This window comes from Vibrio sp. SCSIO 43097, from assembly GCF_023650755.1.
Classification (GTDB): Bacteria; Pseudomonadota; Gammaproteobacteria; order Enterobacterales; family Vibrionaceae; genus Vibrio; species Vibrio alginolyticus.
Map to the genome: position 1 here is coordinate 511,600 of NZ_CP071840.1, position 23,176 is coordinate 534,775.

General features: G+C 45.0%; 18 protein-coding genes, 3 tRNA genes and 1 rRNA gene. 14 read left to right on the forward strand and 8 right to left on the reverse strand.

The annotated features are described in order from the left end of the window. Window positions 1–4 precede the first annotated feature (4 nt). The 5 genes from J4N40_RS02435 to pepA all read right to left on the reverse strand — a co-directional run bounded on the left by J4N40_RS02435 (window position 5) and on the right by pepA (window position 6,660). Window positions 5–910 carry a bifunctional helix-turn-helix transcriptional regulator/GNAT family N-acetyltransferase gene (locus J4N40_RS02435; RefSeq protein ID WP_080996865.1) on the reverse strand — a complete coding sequence of 302 codons (906 nt, stop codon included), beginning with the start codon at window positions 908–910 and terminating at the stop codon, window positions 5–7. A gap of 115 nt (window positions 911–1,025) precedes the next feature. Beyond that, window positions 1,026–1,430, reverse strand: a complete 405-nt coding sequence (locus J4N40_RS02440) for a DUF2061 domain-containing protein (protein ID WP_005381078.1) — start codon at window positions 1,428–1,430, stop codon at window positions 1,026–1,028. 201 nt (window positions 1,431–1,631) lie between these two features. Further along, the gene (locus J4N40_RS02445; RefSeq protein WP_064377290.1) at window positions 1,632–4,490 is read right to left on the reverse strand and encodes a valine--tRNA ligase; all 2,859 of its coding nucleotides are present in this window, start codon (window positions 4,488–4,490) and stop codon (window positions 1,632–1,634) included. Between the two features lie 96 nt (window positions 4,491–4,586). Next, complete coding sequence (locus J4N40_RS02450) at window positions 4,587–5,036, reverse strand: DNA polymerase III subunit chi (protein ID WP_031777270.1); 450 nt, start codon at window positions 5,034–5,036, stop codon at window positions 4,587–4,589. Window positions 5,037–5,151: 115 nt separating this feature from the next. Continuing rightward, window positions 5,152–6,660: a leucyl aminopeptidase gene (gene pepA, locus J4N40_RS02455; protein ID WP_250654359.1), complete on the reverse strand. Its 1,509-nt coding sequence runs from the start codon at window positions 6,658–6,660 to the stop codon at window positions 5,152–5,154. A gap of 200 nt (window positions 6,661–6,860) precedes the next feature. Between pepA and lptF the strand changes: the two genes are divergently transcribed. Together lptF and lptG are read left to right on the forward strand one after the other, a co-directional pair. Continuing rightward, a complete protein-coding gene (gene lptF / locus J4N40_RS02460) occupies window positions 6,861–7,961 on the forward strand; it encodes an LPS export ABC transporter permease LptF (RefSeq protein ID WP_005381072.1) in 1,101 nt (366 codons plus the stop codon). Between the two features lie 3 nt (window positions 7,962–7,964). Then, on the forward strand, window positions 7,965–9,035 hold the full coding sequence (gene lptG, locus J4N40_RS02465) for an LPS export ABC transporter permease LptG (protein WP_005381071.1): 1,071 nt from the start codon (window positions 7,965–7,967) through the stop codon (window positions 9,033–9,035). 87 nt (window positions 9,036–9,122) lie between these two features. Here the strand turns inward: lptG and J4N40_RS02470 are convergent, their stop codons facing one another. Both J4N40_RS02470 and J4N40_RS02475 read right to left on the reverse strand, forming a co-directional pair. Then, on the reverse strand, window positions 9,123–9,602 hold the full coding sequence (locus tag J4N40_RS02470) for an RDD family protein (RefSeq protein ID WP_042523472.1): 480 nt from the start codon (window positions 9,600–9,602) through the stop codon (window positions 9,123–9,125). A 184-nt stretch (window positions 9,603–9,786) separates the two neighbouring features. Further along, on the reverse strand, window positions 9,787–11,055 hold the full coding sequence (locus J4N40_RS02475) for a DUF2254 domain-containing protein (RefSeq protein ID WP_250654360.1): 1,269 nt from the start codon (window positions 11,053–11,055) through the stop codon (window positions 9,787–9,789). Between the two features lie 227 nt (window positions 11,056–11,282). On the opposite strand from J4N40_RS02475, the gene J4N40_RS02480 reads away from it, so the two are divergent. Together J4N40_RS02480 and J4N40_RS02485 are read left to right on the forward strand one after the other, a co-directional pair. Then, window positions 11,283–11,948, forward strand: a complete 666-nt coding sequence (locus J4N40_RS02480; protein WP_042523470.1) for an SDR family NAD(P)-dependent oxidoreductase — start codon at window positions 11,283–11,285, stop codon at window positions 11,946–11,948. Between the two features lie 190 nt (window positions 11,949–12,138). Further along, window positions 12,139–12,223 (forward strand) — tRNA-Leu (locus tag J4N40_RS02485). A gap of 246 nt (window positions 12,224–12,469) precedes the next feature. Here the strand turns inward: J4N40_RS02485 and J4N40_RS02490 are convergent. Beyond that, the gene (locus J4N40_RS02490) at window positions 12,470–13,753 is read right to left on the reverse strand and encodes a polysaccharide deacetylase family protein (protein ID WP_250654361.1); all 1,284 of its coding nucleotides are present in this window, start codon (window positions 13,751–13,753) and stop codon (window positions 12,470–12,472) included. Window positions 13,754–14,000: 247 nt separating this feature from the next. Here J4N40_RS02490 and J4N40_RS02495 point away from each other — a divergent pair, with 247 nt between their 5' ends. The 10 genes from J4N40_RS02495 (at window position 14,001) to J4N40_RS02540 (ending at window position 23,052) form a co-directional block, all read left to right on the forward strand. Further along, window positions 14,001–14,306, forward strand: coding sequence for a PTS sugar transporter subunit IIB (locus J4N40_RS02495; protein WP_041852887.1), 306 nt, complete (start codon window positions 14,001–14,003; stop codon window positions 14,304–14,306). Window positions 14,307–14,394: 88 nt separating this feature from the next. Beyond that, the gene (locus J4N40_RS02500) at window positions 14,395–15,729 is read left to right on the forward strand and encodes a PTS sugar transporter subunit IIC (RefSeq protein WP_005381064.1); all 1,335 of its coding nucleotides are present in this window, start codon (window positions 14,395–14,397) and stop codon (window positions 15,727–15,729) included. Window positions 15,730–15,780: 51 nt separating this feature from the next. After that, window positions 15,781–16,092, forward strand: a complete 312-nt coding sequence (locus tag J4N40_RS02505) for a PTS lactose/cellobiose transporter subunit IIA (RefSeq protein ID WP_031777269.1) — start codon at window positions 15,781–15,783, stop codon at window positions 16,090–16,092. Between the two features lie 12 nt (window positions 16,093–16,104). Continuing rightward, window positions 16,105–17,427, forward strand: coding sequence for a 6-phospho-beta-glucosidase (locus J4N40_RS02510; RefSeq protein ID WP_115386300.1), 1,323 nt, complete (start codon window positions 16,105–16,107; stop codon window positions 17,425–17,427). 18 nt (window positions 17,428–17,445) lie between these two features. Continuing rightward, window positions 17,446–18,201, forward strand: a complete 756-nt coding sequence (gene chbG, locus J4N40_RS02515; RefSeq protein ID WP_005385547.1) for a chitin disaccharide deacetylase — start codon at window positions 17,446–17,448, stop codon at window positions 18,199–18,201. Window positions 18,202–18,305: 104 nt separating this feature from the next. Beyond that, window positions 18,306–19,304 (forward strand): LacI family DNA-binding transcriptional regulator, encoded by a 999-nt coding sequence (locus J4N40_RS02520; protein ID WP_005381031.1) that lies wholly within the window; start codon window positions 18,306–18,308, stop codon window positions 19,302–19,304. A 130-nt stretch (window positions 19,305–19,434) separates the two neighbouring features. Next, window positions 19,435–20,688: a cyclic di-GMP phosphodiesterase gene (locus tag J4N40_RS02525; RefSeq protein ID WP_005381029.1), complete on the forward strand. Its 1,254-nt coding sequence runs from the start codon at window positions 19,435–19,437 to the stop codon at window positions 20,686–20,688. A gap of 549 nt (window positions 20,689–21,237) precedes the next feature. Continuing rightward, window positions 21,238–22,790: ribosomal RNA gene (locus J4N40_RS02530) — 16S ribosomal RNA — on the forward strand. A gap of 67 nt (window positions 22,791–22,857) precedes the next feature. After that, window positions 22,858–22,934: transfer RNA gene (locus J4N40_RS02535), tRNA-Ile, on the forward strand. A 42-nt stretch (window positions 22,935–22,976) separates the two neighbouring features. Beyond that, a tRNA-Ala gene (locus tag J4N40_RS02540) sits at window positions 22,977–23,052 on the forward strand. The last annotated feature ends 124 nt before the right edge of the window (window positions 23,053–23,176 follow it).

Genomic DNA, 23,176 nt, shown 5'->3' on the forward strand with positions numbered 1-23,176 from the left:
TCTATTACAGCATCTTAAGCATTACGACTTCACATGCATCATGCCCTGTTTGTCCAAGCGGGGCATCGAGATGCTCAAAGCCTAGCTTTTCATACAAGCTTACCGCTTCTCTCAGACATTCAGTTGTCTCTAAATAGCACTGCTGATACCCAAATTGTTCCGCCAATTGTAAGCTCAATGCGACGATGCGTTTGGCTAAACCGTGTCCTCGTGTTTGAGGTAAGAAGTACATCTTTTGTAGTTCACACACATTTGGCTCGCCAGCTAAAGGGGCAAAGCCACCGCCACCAACGATCTCTCCGCGATGTTCAATGACCCAATAGGCGGCCCCGCATTGATTGTAAACCGAATACATATCATCAAGCGTTGGATCGGCCACACCATAACCTTTGTCTGCGGTTAAGCCGTATTCTGCAGAGACTTTACGAATCACATCTGCGACTTGCGGGTTGTCTGCTTTAGTAAGAGGCCGAAGAACGTATTCCTCAGACTGACACACTTTTGTTAGCCCTTTTAGGTAAGTCTCTAGACCAAGTTTGAGTTGCTCTTGCTCGCTGTCATCGAGTTGGGTAAGCAGTTGTTCAAAGAAGTGGTTTTGCTGTTGGTCCAGTTGTGATAACGCCTGTTGGCCTTGCTCTGTAATCGCTACGAGTTGACTACGTTTGTCTTTTGGGTTTTCGATGCTCTCGACCAAACCTAATTTAATCAAACCAGTAACGGTTCGGCTCGCGTTGGACTTGTCGACATTAAGCTGCTGTGCCAGCTGATTGATGGTCAATGGCTGCAATTGGATTTCACCCAATGCGTGCGCTTGCACTGGAGTGAGAGCGACATCGCCGCATTGTTTATCAAGCATACCAAGCAATCGGACGGCTTGACGGGAGTAGTGTCGAAGTTGACGAGCGTTCATTATCACTTACCTCTAAAAATAAAGTTGCGCACCGCAATTAAATTAATTGCGGTGCGCAACCTTGTCAATGGTAAATGTCATTTTTCTCGTTAGGAGACGTAGTGAGCCTCCATGTTTAAGCGTGGTGATGTAAACAAAACTGCGGTGCTGGAGCTTTTTCTGATGATTTACGCATCCATACTTTCTCGTGGAAGTAGTAAGCCACCGTGTTCAAACTCGGCTCTAGCATCGCCATTACGCCGCCGACAAATGCATCACCTGTTAGTAAGTAAACCACGGTAAAAGCGACGCTGAAGTGCACGGTCGCAAAGCTTGCGGTTTTTAATTTGGTCATCCACTGACGAGCTTTAAGTGCTGGGACTTTTGCCCATGCCTTTTCATGAAAGTAGAAGGCTACGGTGTTCACTGAAGGCTCAATCATGGCAATTAAACTACCAATTAGAATGTCGCCTGTGAGTACGTAAGCGACACTAAATGCGATAGTAAAATGCAGTGCTGCGAAAGTTAGTGTCTTTTTCATGATAATTACTCAATCGTGTTTGTTTCGATGAGTTCATTATCGATAATAATTCTCATTAATGCTAATGGGTAATGAGTATTGTTGTGATAGGGGGAAGCTATTGATGATGGTTTTGGTGAAATGTATACAAAAAAGGTTGGCCATGATGACCAACCTTTGAACCAAAAGTGAGAAGTGTTAATTCTTCTCTTTCACTGAGGCTTAAAGCGCAGCGATCGTTGTCTTCTGCTCTTCTAGCTTAGCTAGTGTCTCTTTGTAGCCTTCAAGCTTCTCACGCTCTTTAGCAACAACTGCTTCAGGTGCTTTCGCTACGAAGCCTTCGTTACCTAGTTTGCCTTCGATACGCTTGATTTCGCCGTGAGTCTTCTTGATTTCGCCATCTAGACGAGCAAGCTCAGCATCTTTGTCGATCAGACCTGCCATTGGGATCATCAACTCAGACTTACCAACCAGTGCTGTCGCACATGCAGGAGTTTGTTCGCCAGTTTCAAGCACGCGTACTGCTTCTAGCTTCGCTAGTGACATCAGTACTTGCTTGCTTGCTTCTAGACGAGAGGCATCTTCTGCATTTGCTGCTTTCAGCATAACGTCAAGCGGCTTACCAGGGTTGATGTCGTATTCAGCACGTAGGTTACGGATGCTGGTAATGAACGCCTTCACCCATTCGATATCATCTAGCGCTTCTTGGTTGAAGTTTGCTTCGTCGAATTGAGGAAGTGTTTGTAGCATGATTGTCTCGCCTTCTACACCTTCAACTAATGGCTTGATGCTTTGCCAGATAGTTTCAGTGATGTAAGGAATCACTGGGTGAGCTAGACGTAGAGTCTTCTCAAGAACCGTGATTAATGTACGACGAGTACCACGCTGTTGTGCTTCAGTACCTTTCCATAGAACTGGCTTAGTAAGCTCTAGGTACCAGTCACAGAATTGGTTCCAGATGAATTCGTAAAGCGTGTTCGCAGCCATATCTAGACGGAAGTTGTCGATATGGTTGTTGAACGCTTTCGCTGCTAGTTCAAACTGAGACTCGATCCACTTGTCTGCTAGTGAGTATTCAATCTCACCACCGTTGAAGCCACAATCTTGCTCTTCTGTGTTCATCATTACGTAACGGCTTGCGTTCCATAGCTTGTTACAGAAGTTACGGTAACCCTCAAGACGCTTCATATCCCAGTTGATATCACGACCTGTCGATGCCATTGCTGCAAGAGTGAAACGCAGTGCGTCTGTACCGTATGCTTCGATACCGTTTTCAAACGTCTTACGAGTGTTCTTCTCGATCTTCTTCGCTAGTTGAGGCTGCATCATGTTGCCACAACGCTTCTCTACGAGAGACTCTAGGTCGATACCATCGATCATGTCGATTGGATCAAGGACGTTACCTTTCGACTTAGACATCTTGTCGCCGTTTTCATCACGGATTAGACCAGTAACGTAAACCGTCTTAAATGGTACTTGTGGTTTGCCGTTTTCGTCTTTCACGAAGTGCATGGTCATCATGATCATGCGCGCAACCCAGAAGAAGATGATGTCGAAACCAGTTACTAGAACGTCTGAAGGGTGGAATACTTTCAGGTCGTCAGTTTGCTCTGGCCAACCTTGAGTACCGAATGTCCATAGTGCAGAAGAGAACCACGTATCCAGTACGTCTTCGTCTTGGTGCAGTTCAATGACTGACTCTAGGTTGTTGTTCTTACGAACTTCTTCTTCAGTGCGACCTACGTAAACATTACCTTGGTTGTCGTACCAAGCTGGGATGCGGTGACCCCACCATAGCTGACGAGAGATACACCAGTCTTGAACGTCACGCATCCAAGAGAAGTACATGTTTTCGTACTGCTTAGGAACAAATTGGATGTCGCCGTTTTCTACTGCTTCAACTGCAGTTTTCGCTAGAGGCGCAGTACGCACGTACCATTGGTCAGTTAGCATTGGTTCGATAACCACGCCACCACGGTCGCCGTAAGGAACTTGTAGATCGTGATCTTTCACTTCTTCAAGTAGACCTAGCTCGTCGAATTCAGCAACGATAGCTTTACGAGCGGCAAAACGCTCCATACCGTGGTATTTAGCTGGTAGTTCAGTGCTGTAAGCTTCGCTTGCTTCGCCGTTAGTGTTGAATACTTCTGCTGAGTCGCGGATGTTCGCGTCGAAAGTCAGAATGTTGATCATTGGTAGCTGGTGGCGCTTACCTACTTCGTAGTCGTTGAAGTCGTGCGCAGGTGTGATTTTCACACAGCCAGTACCTTTTTCCATATCTGCGTGCTCATCGCCCACGATTGGGATGCGACGATCAACGATAGGAAGGATGATTTCTTTACCGATAAGATCTTTGTAACGTGGATCTTCTGGGTTAACTGCAACACCTGTATCGCCTAGCACGGTCTCTGGACGAGTCGTTGCAACAACGATGTAGTCTTTGCCATCCGCTGTTTTTGCGCCATCTGCTAGTGGGTAGCGGAAGTGCCACATGTTGCCTTTAGTGTCTTTGTTCTCTACTTCTAGATCTGAAATCGCGGTGTGTAGCTTTGGATCCCAGTTAACTAGACGCTTACCGCGGTAGATTAGATCGTCTTCGTATAGACGTACGAACACTTCTTGAACGGCGTTAGATAGACCATCGTCCATCGTGAAGCGTTCACGATCCCAGTCTACAGATGCGCCAAGACGACGAAGCTGCTTAGTGATAGTGCCGCCAGATTCGCCTTTCCATTCCCAGATTTTGTCGATGAAAGCTTCACGACCGTAATCGTGTTTTGTTTTGCCTTCTTCTGCAGCGATCTTACGCTCAACAACCATCTGAGTTGCGATACCAGCGTGGTCAGTACCTACTTGCCAAAGGGTGTTTTTACCCTTCATACGTTCACAACGGATAAGCGTATCCATGATCGTATCTTGGAACGCGTGGCCCATGTGTAGGCTACCAGTGACGTTCGGTGGCGGGATCATGATGCTGTATGATTCTTTAGTAGTGTCACCGTGTGGCTTAAAGTAGCCTTTCTCTTCCCAAGTCTGATACAGAGCTTGTTCGATTGAAGTTGGGTTGTATGTCTTTTCCATAGCGCTCTTTTAATGGATACGTTGATGGTTGAATCTTAGTCAATCTTTATAAGTGAGGGATCTTAACAAGATCGCCTTAACTATAAGGATTGACCGTTAAGGATATTGAATTTCGATCGTTTGCAGCTGGTAACCTGCTTGACGGTAAATTTTATATCTTTCTCTTGCGAGTTGTTTAGCTTTTTCTTCGCAGGGCACGAAGTCTACCACTTGAGCAAACTTGTTCGCAAAGGTTGTCTCATTTTCCGCCAAATTAATTACCAGCTGACGGTTCCAATTAGGTTTTACACCTTCATGGCCGATTTCAATATTGGTCGCGTATTTCGGTCCCTCGCCTACGAGGTTATGTGCCATGAACTTGTCTGCATCAACTTGCCAAAAGGCTTCAGCGAGCTGCTCGGCGTGTGGCTTGTCTTGACAGTTTAAATACACTTTAGCGCCTTGGCGAGCAAAGTGCTGAGCCAAAAACACGATGTATTCTTCAAAGCCAGCCACCGTTGCTTGCGGGCTCTCTTCGTTAATGATGTAGAAGGTTGCAGTTTGCATCATTCTCTCACTTGCCTTGGGTCTCTTCCTAAGACCATCTTAAGTCCCACTTTCATTTTAGAAAATTAGGATAATAAAAAAGGGCCTTGCGGCCCTTTTAGATGTTGTTCAGAAATTACTCTTCTGTCTCTTGGCCGCTGCGGTTCAAAAGGAATTGGACAAGCATTGAGACAGGACGGCCCGTTGAGCCTTTCGCTACGCCTGATTTCCACGCGGTACCTGCGATATCGACGTGTGCCCAGTTGTACTTCTTCGCGAACTTAGATAAGAAGCAACCCGCAGTAATTGTGCCACCAGGGCGACCACCAATGTTTGCCATATCCGCAAACGGGCTTTTCAACTGTTCGTGGTACTCGTCTGCCATTGGTAGACGCCATGCACGGTCACTCGCTTGCTCAGAAGCGTTTACTAGCTCATGAGAAAGAGGGTTGTGGTTAGAGATTACGCCGCTGATATGGTGGCCTAGTGCGATAACACAAGCACCAGTTAGCGTTGCAACGTCAACCACGCAGTCTGGTTCGAAACGCTCTACGTAAGTCAGTGCGTCACAAAGAACAAGACGGCCTTCAGCATCCGTGTTCAGAACTTCTACAGTTTGACCAGACATGGTCGTTAGGATGTCACCTGGACGGTAAGCGTTGCTGCCAGGCATGTTTTCACAGCCCGCTAGAACACCAATAACGTTGATTGGTAGGTTTAGCTTCGCTAGCGCTTTCATTGTACCGAATACCGATGCCGCACCACACATGTCGTACTTCATCTCATCCATACCTTCGCCCGGCTTTAGAGAGATACCGCCTGAGTCGAAGGTTAGACCTTTACCTACGAGCACAATCGGTTTTGCATCTGAGTCAGGGTTACCTTTGTACTCGATGATAGACATCATAGATTCGTTTTTAGAACCACGGCCTACTGCTAGGTAAGAGGTCATACCCAGTTTTTCCATCTCTTGCTCACCAATGATTTTGGTGGTTACGGTTTCGTAATCGTCCGCTAGACGACGAGCTTGAGAAGCAAGGTAAGCTGGATTAGCTACGTTTGGCGGCATGTTGCCAAGGTCTTTTGAGGCTTTGACACCTGATGCGATAGCAAGACCATGAGTGATTGCTTTTTCACCCAAGTTCAATTCACGACGCGTTGGTACGTTGAAAACAAGCTTGCGCAGTGGGCGGCGAGTCTCAGGTTTCACGCTCTTGAATTGATTAAATGTGTATAGACCATCTTTAGTCGCTTCTACAGCCTGGCGCACTTTCCAGTATGTATCACGACCCTTAACATGCAGTTCAGTTAGGAAACATACCGCTTCCATTGAGCCTGTCTCGTTAAGTGTGCTGATCGTCTTTTGAATGATTTCCTTGTACTGGCGCTCGCCAAGTTCACGCTCTTTGCCGCAACCGACAAGTAAAACGCGCTCTGACAAAACACCTGGTACTTGATGCAGTAGCAGCATCTGACCAGGTTTACCCTCTAGATCACCACGGCGAAGTAGTGAACTGATGTAACCGTCACTGATTTTATCAAGTTGTTCGGCTACTGGAGAAAGGCGACGTGGTTCAAACACACCAACAACGATACATGCGCTACGTTGTTTCTCTGGACTGCCACTTTTTACACTGAACTCCATGCGTACTCCTACATCCTGAAGACAAATTGCTCTAAATGTTAGATAATGATCGCTTACTTGTTGAATTTTAGCTCCAGGCTTACATGCAGAGCTGATTAAGCGACTAACATCTAGTTTATAATTTTTAAAAAAATAAATGGTTCAACGGGAAACTATAGTGATTCGACCAAAAAAACAAGTTTTGTATAGGTAATTTCAGCGTGATTATTGTTAGATATTTGATCCGCGAAACACTCAAGAGCCAATTTGCGATTTTTTTCGTACTTTTTTTGGTGTTTGTAAGCCAGAAATTCATAAGTGTTCTTGCTGATGCTTCTGATGGGGATATTCCTGCTGGATTGATTTTCTCGATTGTTGGTTTGAACATGCCAGCAATGGGTCTGTTAATGCTGCCTTTAAGTCTGTATATCGGCATATTGATCACATTTGGTCGTCTGTATGCAGAGAGCGAAATTGTCGTAATGAACGCGACAGGTATTGGTAATAAATTCTTGGTTCAAGCGGCCTTATACCTAGCGTTGATTACTTCAGCGGTGGCGGCTTTCAATGCGTTGTGGCTATCGCCGTGGTCTCAAGACCGCGTTGAGCAGCTTTATGAGCAGGTAGCGTCAGAAAACAGCGTTGACCTACTTAAAAAAGGTCAGTTCCAAGGTACACCAGACGGTTCATCGGTTGTGTTCATCGATGACATTAAAGACAATACCTTGAGCAACGTTTTTGTTGCGCAGATGCGCCCTCGAGATTCAGTGTTACCGAGTGTGATGTTCTCATCTTCTGGTGAAGTAAAAGAGCTTTCGGACGGTCGTCAGATCATCACTATGAAAGAAGGTACGCGTTATGAAGGTGTGCCTACTCGCGTTGAATATATGATCACGAAATTCGATGAATACGAAGGTGTTATCGGCCAACGTGAGGTCAAAAAGAAAGGGCGAGACTGGGAAGCATACCCAACGGTTGACTTGATAGGTCACCCAGATCCAGAGGCGCAAGCGGAGCTACAATGGCGAATTTCGTTATTTGTGTGCATTCCACTCTTAACAATGCTCGTTATTCCTTTGTCTGCGGTGAATCCGCGTCAGGGACGGTTTGCCAAAATGGGGCCTGCGATCCTGATCTACCTAGCGTATTTCTTGGCGATCAGTGCAACCAAATCTGCATTAGAAGATGGTGACATCCCGGCTGCTATTGGTATGTGGCCAATCAATGCGATGTTGCTGATTGTTGCTATCATGGCGAATATGATGGATAGCGTTGCTGCTAGACGAATAAAAGACAAATTCCGCAAGAAGAGGCTCGCGTAAGCTGTGTTCAAAATCTTAGACCTTTACATCGGTAGAACCATCATCTCTACCACTGCCTTGGTTTTAGCGACGTTTGTTGGCTTATCGGGCATCATCAAATATGTAGAACAGCTACGTAAAGTAGGGCGAGGTGTGTACGACCTCACTCATGCGTTGTACTTTGTGTTACTCAGTGTGCCGCGTGATATCGAAATGTTCTTTCCAATGGCGGCATTACTCGGTGCCCTTATCGGCTTAGGTATGTTGGCTTCAAGCTCTGAGCTGGTGGTGATGCAAGCTGCTGGTTTCTCTAAGCTGGATATCGGGTTATCGGTACTCAAAACGGCCGTCCCGCTCATGATTGTTGTTATGGCGTTAGGTCAATGGGGCGCTCCTGAGGCCCAGAAGATGGCCCGTGACTTACGTGCGTTTGCGATATCAGGTGGTAGCATTGTGTCTGTGCGCTCAGGTGTGTGGGCTCGTGACGCAAACGACTTTATCTTTATAGGTAAAGTCGAAGACGACAAGCTTTATGCTTTAAATATGTGGCGTTTTGATGATGATAAGAATCTACAAAAAGTTATTTTCGCCGAAGAAGTCGACTACCAACAAGATAACAACTGGCTGATGCGCTACGTACAAATTACGGACATGGAAAATGAAAACGTAATTTCAAAGCAAGACATCGAACAGATGGAGTGGCACACCTCTTTGGCACCGGATAAGCTAGCTGTGGTGACCGTGAAGCCAGAAGAACTGTCACTGAGCGGTTTGTATGATTATGTGACTTACCTAAAAGCATCGGAACAAGATGCATCTCGCTATGAGTTGGCGTTTTGGCGTAAGTTGACTCAGCCGCTTTCAATTGCTGTGATGATGTTAATGGCGCTATCTTTTGTTTTCGGTCCACTCAGAAGCGTGACCATGGGGGCAAGGGTATTGTCGGGCGTGGTTGCCGGGTTTACTTTTTACATATCCAGTGAGTTCTTTGGCCCATTAAGCTTGGTGTATGGCATATCCCCAGTGTTTGGTGCTTTGGCCCCGAGTTTGGTGTTCTTAGCTATTGCGATTGCACTACTACGAAGAAAGCTATAACTGAAGCATCATCGAATAAACCAAGTTTTACCGAACCAAATGTAAAAGGAAGGCATTACGCCTTCCTTTTTTGTGTTCCTAGACAAGTTAGTTTGCCTTGGGTAATACAACAACCTCTGTTTTGGCCCAAATGTCGTGGAAACCACGTCTCTTCGGATCAATCGGTACAGTCAAATTTGCCAAGCCAAAGCCAGATGTCGAAATACGAATCAGAGCTTGAGTTACCGTAATTGGTGCTCCGTCTTTGGCATTGCGAACTCGAAGTTTCCAAGCGCGCATCCCAAGAGTTTGTCCTGCTCGCGTCCAGAAGAACACAAAGAAATATATCCACACACCCGCAAGATAAAGTGTAAATAGAGGGCTCAATACAGGGTGCTTTCCGAGCATATCTGCGGCATCTGCGTACTCGCCATAGCTCAACAATCCTGCTGCATTTAGTGCAAACACAACGGCCATAACAATACCAGCGGCCATCATTTCAATTGCGATAATAATCAATGTGTCGTAAATCAACGCTGCAAGTCGACGAAAGAGACCAGCAGGTGGAAGAGTTGTAGACGTTGTCATTATTCCATCACTTACCTTAAAAATTGTGCGTCAGAATATAGATTCCCTCACCAAGAGAAAAGAGACCTAACGCACAGAGTCTTTAATTGTGTATAAACGAAGAGACTTTTCTGCCCTACGTTATCAGCACATGTCATGATACACGAGGCCGTGCAGCAATATGTTTCAACTGAATTCGACTCTCTTAACCATTGGCTTTTTGGTCTGTGACCAGATTAGATAGCTGAGAGAGTTGGTGTTTCTCATCTTCGGTATAATGTTGGCTTAATGAAAGCTCTAAAGCTTTTTCTGACAGCTTGATTGCTGGTGACAAAAATAACTTAGGGTGCATACTAGAGAGAGCTAGCAAGGCCTTTTGTAGGCGAATCTGTATTTGGAGTTGCGCTGCACCATCGTGTGCTATCGGCAAAAAGACATCATCGAACAAATCCTGCCAGCTTAATGCGGGCACAAATAGTCTAGGGTATCGAGTTTTGGTAGGCGGCTCGCTGAGTAGGTCTCCCCATAATGAAAGTGCTCGTACAGAACGCCCAAGAACGTCAATCGCGGTGCCATTATCATTTACAGCCGGAGATAGTGCTCGTGAGGCGATTTCCGCCATAACGACTAAACCAAAGCGAGGGTCCTGATCATATGAACGCTCCGTTCGAATCGTGAAGGCTGCCGTTACTTCGCTTTCGTCTGGCAACTCTCCACAAACCCAAGCCAATGGTTGACCTACGTACACAAAACTTCCCGGTTGTCGCTCAAGATAGATGGTGCATTGGTTTGCTTCAGCAATACTATCGAGATGATGCATATCAACATGCTGTAAGTAGCCAATTTCTTGGCTCAAAATAGGTTTACTTCCTCTGGGTTTATGTTCTGGGTGGCTCCACGGGTGAGCACCTAGCCAGCGCTCTTTACCCCGTTTTCTTATCGCATCTAACAAGGCTTGCTCTACGTATGAAGTGGTTTCACTGACCCTTCCTAGTACGGAAAGGTGCTGAATCCAACGTAACAGAGTGAGTATGATCATCACGATTACGGCGATAGTCACGATGAATAGATAAATTTGTGCTTGTTGATGATAGGCCCCAATACCTAGCGCGATAATTCCTACCAAACTAAATAGAAAAGAGCCAAGAAAGGTTGCTAAGGCATTTTGTGTTGTGCTGTCTTCCATCAACAGTTTTGTCGCTCGCGGCGTTACCCCTGCACTAGCGGCACTGTACGCTGAGACCATAATATTGAGAGAGAATGTAGTCACTGCAAGCATGGAGGTTGCGAGGATATTTAATATGTTGTTCAACAAATCCTTGCTGACGTTGATGGCAGGGGGCAGAGTAATGAACTGGTTTAAAACAATCGACATTAAGGCGGTAGCAACAGCTAGTAATGCGTAGAGTGACGTCCGGACCCACAGTTTTCGTGTCATCTGTTTCAGTAACCACTGCCATTTTGACCCAGTCATTCTTTGCTCCTATTCAGTTCTCACTAGAAAGTCGATAGAAAATTCAGAAAGTTATTCTTGCTTAAGCATAGGTTAAATGCCCGTCGTTCTGCTTGATATTTCATGCATCACGAAAGTAAGAAAGCTGCTTGCTTCAAAGAATGGTGCTCTTGAGGTGTGAATTACCACGATTCTGTTACCTTAATTGATAGATGAATTAAAAGTATGTGATTGAAAAGAGGTAGCGCATGATTGTAATTACAGGTGCAAGTAGCGGCTTAGGGGCGGAACTAGCAAAGCGTTATGATGCGGAAGGCAAAGAGACGTATGTAATAGGAAGAAATACAGAAAAACTATCCGCACTAGCAAAACAACTCTCTCATAACGTCGGCTATCAAGCTTGCAACCTCTCATTACATCAAGGTGTGAAACAGCTCTTTGATGGGATGAAACAGCCGCCTGAAATGGTCATTCATAGTGCAGGAAGTGGTTATTTTGGCTTACTGGAAGAGCAGGAGCCGAAAGAGATTCAAAAGTTGATTGATAACAACCTGAATTCTGCGATTCATGTGTTAAGAGAGTTAGTAAAGCGTTACAAAGATCATCCAATAAAAGTGGTCATGATCATGTCCACAGCCGCGCAACAACCTAAAGCGCAAGAGTCTACGTATTGTGCAGTGAAATGGGCCGTCAAAGGATTAATTGAGTCGGTTCGTTTGGAGCTAAAAGGAAAACCTATGAAAATTATCGCGGTTTATCCTGGTGGAATGGATACGGAATTCTGGAAAACAAGCGGCAATACGATGGACACGAGTTACTTCATGCAAGCAGAAGATGCCGCAGAGATGCTCCATAATGCGTTGTCGAGCATTGGGAATGGTTATGTTTCTGATATTACAGTGAATAGAATTTAAAAAGAGTTTCGTATACTCACTTTCATCTGGAAGAGTAGTAGAAAATGGAGCGTACGTTTCTTATGAGTACAGCTTTGTCACACTTTGTGGCGAAATTATCAGCAAACGATAGTTATTTAAGGTATTTCTGCTTGCGCAGGTCAAAAGCTTACGTATAATGCCAACCATCAAAGGGCAATAGCCCAAAGATGCCGGTGTGGTGAAATTGGTATACACGACGGATTCAAAATCCGTTGCCTTCGGGCGTGGCGGTTCAAGTCCGCCCACCGGTACCATATCAGAAAGGTCGCTTTTATAGCGGCCTTTCGTCGTTTTAGGTGCTCGTAAATATCAAAAGGAAGTTAGCGTTGCCTTCGCGGTGACGGCAGGAATGCCAGTCCAATCAACTCCGTCCACCGGTACCATATTTTAAGACAGAGCCTCGATGAAAGTCGGGGCTTTGTTGTATCTGGATCTTCAAAACAAAAAAGCGCGAGGGGTATGCCTCGCGCAAACTACTACATGGTGATAGTAGGAACAGCCTATAGAGCTGTGAACAAGGTATTTTGAGTGTTCGGAGTCCAGTCTGCTTGGGACACGTGCGGTACATCAACTAGATAACGCAAACCTTGATAAGTCACCACATCACCTTGTTTATAGGAAACATTCTGAGTCCAGTTAGTGGCTGGGTCTGCATTTGTCCAGAGGCTAGAGGTTGGAGACGGTGCCCAATCTTGTTGTGCAGTATGGTTTGTTACAGCCTGGTATACAGTACCTAGGTGTAAGACGTAATCGCCAGCGTCGTAGTTATGACCAACTTGCCAGTTCGGTGTGTAGTTATCCATTGTGTCGAAGTCATAACCCGCTTGTTTTGCTAACTGTATAAACTTAGCGAGCTTAGGTAAGTTTTGCGTTGCCCCCATGCCACGCTTACCATCTTCAAATAGGAACTCGTGAGTTAAAACGATAACTTTATCGGCGTGTAAAGGTGTACCACATGGGAACTCTTGAGCTTTGGAGTTGATCGGGTTAATCGTTGTTGGTGCACAAGTGTTTAACGCGGAATCCACATATCCAAGAAATGCTTCTGCTTCTGTAAGGCTGTTTGCTGGCATTTCAATGCCCCAATTTTCAGGTGCCCAGTCCACATCCCAACCGTGAGTTTGATAGCCGTTATTCGCTAGGATATTTTGAACCTCGATAGCTGCTTTTACACTGTTGGATGGGTTGGATGTATCGCATACATATCCTGGTTCCCAAGGTTTCAGGTCATCAGACGTGGCACATAACCCATCTGCTGTGAAGTCTTTCGTCACGCGCCAACCGTTGGTGTAGGGCAGTCTAGCAAACTCTGTTGCCTTGTAGTTCGGGTAGCTTGTAATGTTCGGCAAATACTTTGCTAACACAGATAAGTTTTCCGTAAACATTGAGGCATCGTAAACAGGGTCTTGATACGAGTTAAGCTGGTGGTCCCCGGTCGCATTACACTCCGCAGCACTGTTCGGTCCAAACTCATCAACGCAATTATGAACCATATGATCGTAACTATGGTTCGCGACAATATGACCAGTGTCTAATGCGAGCTTTAAGGCTTCTAGCGAACGGTCTTCATTCTCATCACCAATTCCATCTAAATGCCAAGCATTAAAGTAAAACGTCGCTTTGATATCTTCCTGGTTAAGTACTTGAATAACGTCAATAGATGCATTGATTGGTCCATCATCAAACGTTAGATAAATGGTGCCTTTAGAGTCGGTTTGAGCAAATGAGTGCTGTGATAGTGCGGCACTTACAAGCGCTGCAATAGCCAATTTATTAAATTTCATTCTCTATTCCTTTTAAGAAATTAATAACGACGTTGTCAGTAGTAAAATATTGATAATTTGAAACTTAATGTGATGTCTTAAATTATTTTATGACTTTTATCCTAGACCTAAATAATTACAAAAAAATAGGTGGTATTTTCTAAATTGGGATTGTGTTCACGAATAATGCAACCGGTTGCGCTTTTTTGTCTTGGTTATTTTTGCTACAGTTTTTACAGGTTGAAATTTACACAACGGGAGTAAGGCTATGAAAAAGATCCTTTTATGCTGTAGCGCAGGGATGTCAACCAGTATGCTTGTTAAGAAAATGGAGCAAGCTGCTGAAAGTAAAGGAATTGAATGCAAAATTGATGCGATGTCAGTGAATGCATTTGAAGATGCAATTAAAGAGTACGATGTTTGTCTTCTCGGGCCTCAAGTACGTTTTCAGCTAGAAGAGCTAAGAAAAACGGCGCAAGAGCATGGTAAAAACATTGACGCGATTTCTCCTCAGCATTATGGAATGATGAAGGGAGAGGAAGTACTAGAGCAAGCATTAGAATTAATTAACTAAACCATAGTTTTAAATTAAAAAAGATAACTGTACATCAAATATAAATATTTGATGCGGGATTCTTTTGCCTAAAATAAGGATGGATTCTATGAAGCTTTATGACGCAATTATAGGCGCAGTCGAAAAGCATATAGCCCCTATAGCAGCTAAAGTGGGGAATCAGCCCCATGTTCGCGCAATGAGAGACGGTTTTATTGTCGCAATGCCGTTTATTATTGTTGGTAGTTTCATTTTGATTTTTGCATTCCCCCCATTTGCCGAAGATACAACCTTTACTTTTGGTCGAATTTGGCTCGATTTCGCCACTACACATTTTGATACCATAATGATGCCCTACAACATGTCGATGGGGATCATGACCATTTTTGTTTCGCTGGGCGTTGCTTATAGTTTAGCGAAGGCTTACAAGATGGATGGGATCACGAGTGCTGTATTGTCACTAATGTCTTTTTTACTCATTGCGGCCCCAGCTAAAGATGGCGCGTTGTCTATGTCTCACATGGGCGGAACCGGGATCTTCACCGCAGTGATGTGTGCATTTTTCTCGGTGGAGCTCTACCGTTTTATGAAAAAGCACAATATTACGATTCGCATGCCAGAGCAGGTGCCACCGGCGATTGCGCGATCATTTGAAGTATTGCTACCAGTCTTAGCGATATTCATTACCTTATATCCACTTAGCCTTTTCGTACAAACCCAGTACGACATGCTGATTCCAGATGCTGTTATGGCTATCTTTAAACCGCTAATTAGTGCGTCTAACTCATTGCCTGCCATTATTGGCGCTTTATTGCTTTGCCAGCTGCTTTGGTTTGCGGGTATTCATGGTGCTGCAATTGTTGTTGGACTGCTTTCTCCAATCTTTTTGACCAACATTGGTGCCAACATTGAAGCCTTTGTTGCAGGTGAACCGATTCCAAACGTATTTACTCAACCGTTCTGGGATTTTTACATCTTTATTGGCGGCTCTGGTGCAACACTTGCTCTTGTTATGCTGATGTCGTTTAGCCGTTCTGTTCACCTTAAGAGCATTGGTCGAATGAGTGCGGTGCCTGGCTTTTTCCAAATCAACGAACCAGTGATCTTCGGTAGCCCAGTTGTGATGAACCCGACCTTGTTTATCCCGTTCGTCTTCGCTCCAGTCATCAACGCTACGATTGCGTATTTTGCTGTGCATGTCGGCTTTGTGGGTATGGGTGTCGCTACAACACCTTGGACAACACCGGCACTGATAGGTGCTTCGTGGGGTAGCGGTTGGACCTTTGCGCCAGTATTGCTCGTCATTGGTTTATTGATTCTTGATCTAATCATCTACTTCCCATTCTTCAAAATGTTTGAGAAGCAAATGTTGGAGCAAGAACTACCAACGACGAAGGAAACTAAAGGTGACACGCAGCCGTCAGGCGAAGGCGTTACTGCTTAACTGTGCTTAATGGGCCGCAATTACCGCGGCCCGATTTTCGGAGAGAAAATGATGGAACAAGAATTGGTTGTGATGGAGATCATTTGCAATGCTGGTGAAGCCAGAAGTTTAAGCTACGAGGCATTGCGTTTATCTCGAGAACAAGATTTTGAAGCGGCTGACGAGAAGCTCTCTCAAGCAAGAGAGTGCATTAATAAAGCCCACTTAATACAGACTCAGCTTATTGAAGAAGATCAGGGAGAAGGGAAAGTCCCGATGACGTTAGTGATGGTGCATGCTCAAGATCACCTGATGACTACGATTTTGGCTCAAGAGATGGCTGTAGAAATCGTCGCACTGAACAAAAAAATCTCGAACAAGTAAAGGGGGATGAAAATGTCTAGAGAGGCGATCAAACTTGCCATTATTGGCGGTGGTAGTAGCTATACCCCGGAATTGGTTGAAGGGGTTATTAAGCGCTTAGAATATTTACCCGTTAAGAAAATCCATTTTGTGGACATTGATTCAGGAGCTGAGAAGCTTGAGATCATCAAAGGATTGGCTCAGCGAATGGTCGATAAAGCCGGAGCAAAAATTGAGATAAAAGCCGGTTTCGATCGCCGTGCTGCGATAAAAGATGCGGATTTTGTGATGACGCAGTTTCGTGTTGGTGGCCTTGCTGCACGCGCTAACGATGAGCGAATCCCAATCAAGTACGACGTCATCGGCCAAGAAACAACGGGCCCTGGTGGTTTTGCTAAAGCACTGCGAACCATTCCGGTCATTCTTGATATCTGTAAAGACATTGAAGAGTTGGCTCCAAACGCATGGATGCTCAATTTCACCAACCCAGCGGGTTTAGTTTCCGAAGCGGTCAGTAAGTACACCAAAGTAAAGAGTATTGGTTTGTGCAATGTGCCCGTTTCAATGGAAATGATGATTGCAGAAATGATGGAGTGCGAGCCAAAAGAGCTACAACTTGAGTTTGCTGGGTTAAACCATCTCGTGTGGGTACACAAAGCATGGCTCAATGGGGAAGATATTACTCAAACGGTATTAGAGAAAGTCGGTGATGGTGCCAACTTCAGTATGAAGAATATCTGGGAAGAGCCGTGGGATCCTGCATTTCTAAAAGCACTGGGGGCGATACCATGTCCTTATCATCGCTACTTCTACCAAACTGATGCCATGCTTGCTGAAGAGAAACAAAGTGCCGATGAAAAAGGCACTCGTGCTGAGCAGGTAATGGAAACAGAAAATGCGCTATTTAAGCTCTATCAAGATCCTACCCTCGATCATAAGCCGAAAGAGTTAGAGGAGCGGGGTGGTGCTTATTATTCTGATGCATCACTGAACCTAGTTGATTCAATTTATAACAATCGTAATAGTATTCATGTTGTTAACGTTTTAAATAATGGAGCGATCAACGGCCTACCTGACGATGCTGTGATTGAATGTAGTGCGGTGATTGGTAGCTGGGGGGCGAAACCTCTTGCGGTTGGCGAGTTGTCAAACAATATCAAAGGATTACTCTATCAAGTTAAAGCGTATGAGCAGCTAACAATAGAAGCTGCTGTCGAAGGTAATTATGACAAGGCGCTTATGGCATTAACCAATAACCCATTGGTGCCTGACATTGGCCGCGCCAAGTCAATCCTGGATGATATCCTAGCGGTGAACGCTCCGTATTTACCTCAATTTAAACTAACGACGTTGTAGTACTAAGGAAGGACGCCAATGAAAGTCATTTTTAATGCTGATGATTTTGGTTTAACGAGAGGTGTAAATAGCGGCATCGTTAAAGCTCACCAGCAAGGTGTGGTTCATTCAACCACCATGATGGTGGGTATGGATGCTGAGCAACATGCCTTAGAACTAGCTCGCCATAATCCAGACTTGAAAATTGGCGTTCATCTTAGGTTTACAGCAGGTGTGCCTATAACGAAGCATCCTAACTTGACCAACGGCCGAGCGCACTTTATTAACTATGACGAACTTTGGAGTAAGCAGGACTTCGAAACTCAGGTCGTTTATGATGAAGCAAAAGCTCAGGTGGAACATTTTTTATCGCTTGGGTTAGAGCTAAGCCACTTAGATAGCCATCATCACGCGCATACTCACCCTCAAATTTTGCCCGTTATTAAAGAAGTAGCGAATGAATACCGAGTGCCACTGCGGGGCACTGGCTTGTGTCAAGAATCGATGACAATCAGGTATATCTTTACTGATGAGTTTTATGATCAAAAAGTGAGCTTGGATGGCTTAATGGCACATCTATTGAGCTTAAAAGCTGACTATGACTTGGTTGAGGTGATGTGCCACCCGGCAGAGGCCGATCAGGCGCTTATCTTAAAGAGTGGCTATGCGCTTCAGCGAGAGCTAGAGTTACAAGTTCTTACCTCTCCCATTTTAAAAGAACAGTTAGCTCATCATGGTATAACTGTCACGGATTACTCTGAGCTTGTTTCTACCAATCAAATGGTCGGTGTATGATTAAAGGCTGCCAGCTTCGCCCCCTATAGCACCTTACGAATTGCTGGCAGCCGTTCTACACAAACGAATATTTAATAACAATTGCAGTTGGACCCAATAGCATTATGGCAAGGATTAAAGATGTAGCCGAACTCGCCGGTGTAAATCGCTCTACCGTTTCTCGAATTATTAATGGAGAGGGGAAATTTCGCGAGGAAACTCGAAAAAAAGTAGAGCAAGCTATGGCGCAATTGAATTATCGTCCCAGTGCAATTGCTCGTTCACTCGCAACCTCATCCAGTAATATGGTTGGGTTATTGGTGACTTACTATACGGGGGGCTTCTTTGGCGAGATGATGGAGCAGGTTCAGACCGAGCTGGATATTCATAAGAAGTTTTTGATTACAGCTCAAGGCCATCATTCTGCACAAGGTGAAAAAGAGGCAATTCAGCGTTTTAATGATTTACGTTGTGACGGCTATGTACTTCATAGTCGTTATTTGTCAGATGATGACTTACGTGAACTAGCTAAACAGCCTACACCTTTCGTTCTCCTGGATCGCTACGTGGAAGGAATAGAAGAGCGTTGTGTTACCTTTAACCATCATCATGCAAGCCGTATTGCCGTTGAGCACCTTTTAGCTGGTGGTCATCGAAAGATTGCTTGTATTGCCGGTCCATCCCAACGTCATAACAGTGTATTGAGAAAGCTTGGGTATATTGATGCAATGAAGGATGCTGGTATAGATATTGATGAAAGCTGGTGTGAAGAAGGGAATTATGGTCGGCAAAGTGGTTATGATGCAATGGCTGCAATTTTACAACGACACCCTGATGTGACGGCTGTCTTTTCGTGCAGTGAAGAAATGACGGTTGGCGCAATGCAGTACTTACACGAGCACAGTATTTCTGTACCAGAGCAAATCTCATTAACTAGCTTTGACAGTGTTGATCTTTGTGAAAGTCTTTACCCTACAGTATCAGCAGTGCACTTTCCTATCAGTGACATGGCCCGTGTAGCGGTACAAACGTTAATGGGGCTAGTCAAAGATCAAGAAGTAATAGACAAGCCAGTGTTCGAGGCCAAGCTTAAAATACGCAAAGCAGATCGCTCCTTAAAGTAGCTTACTTCTATCTAATTAAGTGAGTCGCTTAGAAATAACGGTTTGATGTTTTGATAGTTACTGATGAATTTATTCACAAAATTTACTAGTATTCTAACTCTCTTAAGAAATATAAATCAGTAGTGAATAAGTGGCAGCCATTAAACTAACGGTCGATCGTATTCAACCCGGATTACATATCCGTCTTCCGCTAAAGTGGAACGATCACCCCTTTCTACTCAATAGCTTTAAGATTAAAGACCAAGAGCAAGTCGAGATGATCCGCCACCTCGGCGTAAAGTTCGTTTACTTTAATCCAGAGCAAAGCGATGCCGTTCCACTCCCTGTTGATCAAAGACAAGCTGACAGAGTAACAAATGAAGCGTCGTTAGATCATGAAACTCAAAAAATGTGGCAAGAAAAACAGAACCGCATAGAAAAGTTAAGTGCATACCGTCGACGCGTGATTCAGTGTGAAAAAGAGTTTGAGCGCTCTCTGGCACGTATGCGTTCAGTCATGACTAAAATCCGTAACCGTCCGACAGCAGCAGTTGATGAAGCAAAGCTTCTTATTGAAGATATCGTCGAGAAGTTAATGTGCGATGATAATGTTACGTTACACCTGATGAACGGAAAAAATGAGTTTGAAGATATTTATTTCCACTCATTGAACGTGGCTGTTATCTCGATGATGATTGGCCGTGCTAAAGGGTACTCAGCAGCACAGTTGAAAGAGCTTTCCTTCTCCGCACTATTCCATGATATCGGGAAAATAAAAATCCCGACTGCAATATTAAGAAAGCAACTACCTCTAACAGAGCCAGAAACCAACTACTTAAAGTTGCACACTAAATATGGCGTCGATCTTGCGAGTCAAATCGAGGCTTTTCCCGAAGTCGCGAGAATTGTGATTGCGCAGCACCATGAGCTAAGAGATGGGTCTGGTTATCCTAAAGGCCTGAAAGGAGATGAGATCAACGAGTTTGCTCAAATTATTGCTGTAGCCAATGCGTTTGATAACTTGTGTCATACACCGATAGTCTCAGATCAAAAGATTCCTTATACCGCACTCTCTCATTTATATAAGAACTGTAAACACCTATATAAAGAAGAGAACCTGAACATCCTAATTAAGTTTATGGGCGTGTTTCCTCCGGGTACCGTAGTTCAGCTTTCTAATAATATGGTCGGCCTGGTTATCTCAGTGAATGCATCGCATCTATTATTCCCGAATGTCTTGGTTTACGATCCATCAGTACCAAGGACGCAAGCGCCAATCATTGATCTTGCCTCAAAAGATATAAAGATAGTTAACGCGATTCATCCGTCAAAATTACCGGATAAAGTAAAAGAGTATCTAAATCCGCGTTCGCGTATTTCTTATTTCTTTGATAGTGATGAGTAGTTATCCACAGCTTTTTGTGGGTAAATTGTATAAATCCTGAGTGTTATTTCTGGGTAATTTTAGGGTTGGATGGAAAGTATCCATTTGGCATGTTTTTTTAGAAAAAATGCACTTTTAGTATTGCCAAAGAAAATCTTCTCCCTATAATGCGCATCCATCGACACGGCAGACGCCACAAGGCTTTAGCAGGGTCGAAGAGGTAAAAAGCTTCTACAAAAAATTAGTTTAAAAAAGTGTTTGACACTAACAACTAAATCGCTAGAATGCACCTCCGCTTTGAGAGAAAAACTTCTCGCAAAGCAAGCTCTTTAACAATATAGACCTATCAATCTGTGTGGGCACTCGTTGATGATAATCCAATTAGATACCTCGGTATCAAATTAGGTTTCAATGAAACGAAGTGACCATTCGAATTGGGAAGCAGCCTTGAGCTGTTTTGTTTTACTTTTTCAAAAGTAAAAACCAATAAGAGCACAGTCAATTCAAACATTACTTCTGCTATTTATTAGCGAAAGGAATGTTCAGTATTCATTGAGCCGACAAAATCTTAAATTGAAGAGTTTGATCATGGCTCAGATTGAACGCTGGCGGCAGGCCTAACACATGCAAGTCGAGCGGAAACGAGTTATCTGAACCTTCGGGGAACGATAACGGCGTCGAGCGGCGGACGGGTGAGTAATGCCTAGGAAATTGCCCTGATGTGGGGGATAACCATTGGAAACGATGGCTAATACCGCATGATGCCTACGGGCCAAAGAGGGGGACCTTCGGGCCTCTCGCGTCAGGATATGCCTAGGTGGGATTAGCTAGTTGGTGAGGTAAGGGCTCACCAAGGCGACGATCCCTAGCTGGTCTGAGAGGATGATCAGCCACACTGGAACTGAGACACGGTCCAGACTCCTACGGGAGGCAGCAGTGGGGAATATTGCACAATGGGCGCAAGCCTGATGCAGCCATGCCGCGTGTGTGAAGAAGGCCTTCGGGTTGTAAAGCACTTTCAGTCGTGAGGAAGGTGGTGTAGTTAATAGCTGCATTACTTGACGTTAGCGACAGAAGAAGCACCGGCTAACTCCGTGCCAGCAGCCGCGGTAATACGGAGGGTGCGAGCGTTAATCGGAATTACTGGGCGTAAAGCGCATGCAGGTGGTTTGTTAAGTCAGATGTGAAAGCCCGGGGCTCAACCTCGGAATAGCATTTGAAACTGGCAGACTAGAGTACTGTAGAGGGGGGTAGAATTTCAGGTGTAGCGGTGAAATGCGTAGAGATCTGAAGGAATACCGGTGGCGAAGGCGGCCCCCTGGACAGATACTGACACTCAGATGCGAAAGCGTGGGGAGCAAACAGGATTAGATACCCTGGTAGTCCACGCCGTAAACGATGTCTACTTGGAGGTTGTGGCCTTGAGCCGTGGCTTTCGGAGCTAACGCGTTAAGTAGACCGCCTGGGGAGTACGGTCGCAAGATTAAAACTCAAATGAATTGACGGGGGCCCGCACAAGCGGTGGAGCATGTGGTTTAATTCGATGCAACGCGAAGAACCTTACCTACTCTTGACATCCAGAGAACTTTCCAGAGATGGATTGGTGCCTTCGGGAACTCTGAGACAGGTGCTGCATGGCTGTCGTCAGCTCGTGTTGTGAAATGTTGGGTTAAGTCCCGCAACGAGCGCAACCCTTATCCTTGTTTGCCAGCGAGTAATGTCGGGAACTCCAGGGAGACTGCCGGTGATAAACCGGAGGAAGGTGGGGACGACGTCAAGTCATCATGGCCCTTACGAGTAGGGCTACACACGTGCTACAATGGCGCATACAGAGGGCGGCCAACTTGCGAAAGTGAGCGAATCCCAAAAAGTGCGTCGTAGTCCGGATTGGAGTCTGCAACTCGACTCCATGAAGTCGGAATCGCTAGTAATCGTGGATCAGAATGCCACGGTGAATACGTTCCCGGGCCTTGTACACACCGCCCGTCACACCATGGGAGTGGGCTGCAAAAGAAGTAGGTAGTTTAACCTTCGGGGGGACGCTTACCACTTTGTGGTTCATGACTGGGGTGAAGTCGTAACAAGGTAGCGCTAGGGGAACCTGGCGCTGGATCACCTCCTTATACGATGATTATTCACGATGAGTGTCCACACAGATTGATACGGTTTATAAAGTAAAGAGACGATACTGGGTCTGTAGCTCAGGTGGTTAGAGCGTTCGCCTGATAAGCGAGAGGTCGGTGGTTCGAGTCCACTCAGACCCACCAATTTCTTTCCCAAGGAATTGGCGACAGTATCGACACCTTGATGGGGCTATAGCTCAGCTGGGAGAGCGCCTGCCTTGCACGCAGGAGGTCTGCGGTTCGATCCCGCATAGCTCCACCATCTTTAAGTGTTCTTGAAAAAGAATCTTTAAAAATGGTTTTCATCAGAAAATCTAGCTCTTTAACAATTTGGAAAGCTGACAAAACAATCTTTAAGATTGTTTGTAAAGTTCTCAATGTTTGTC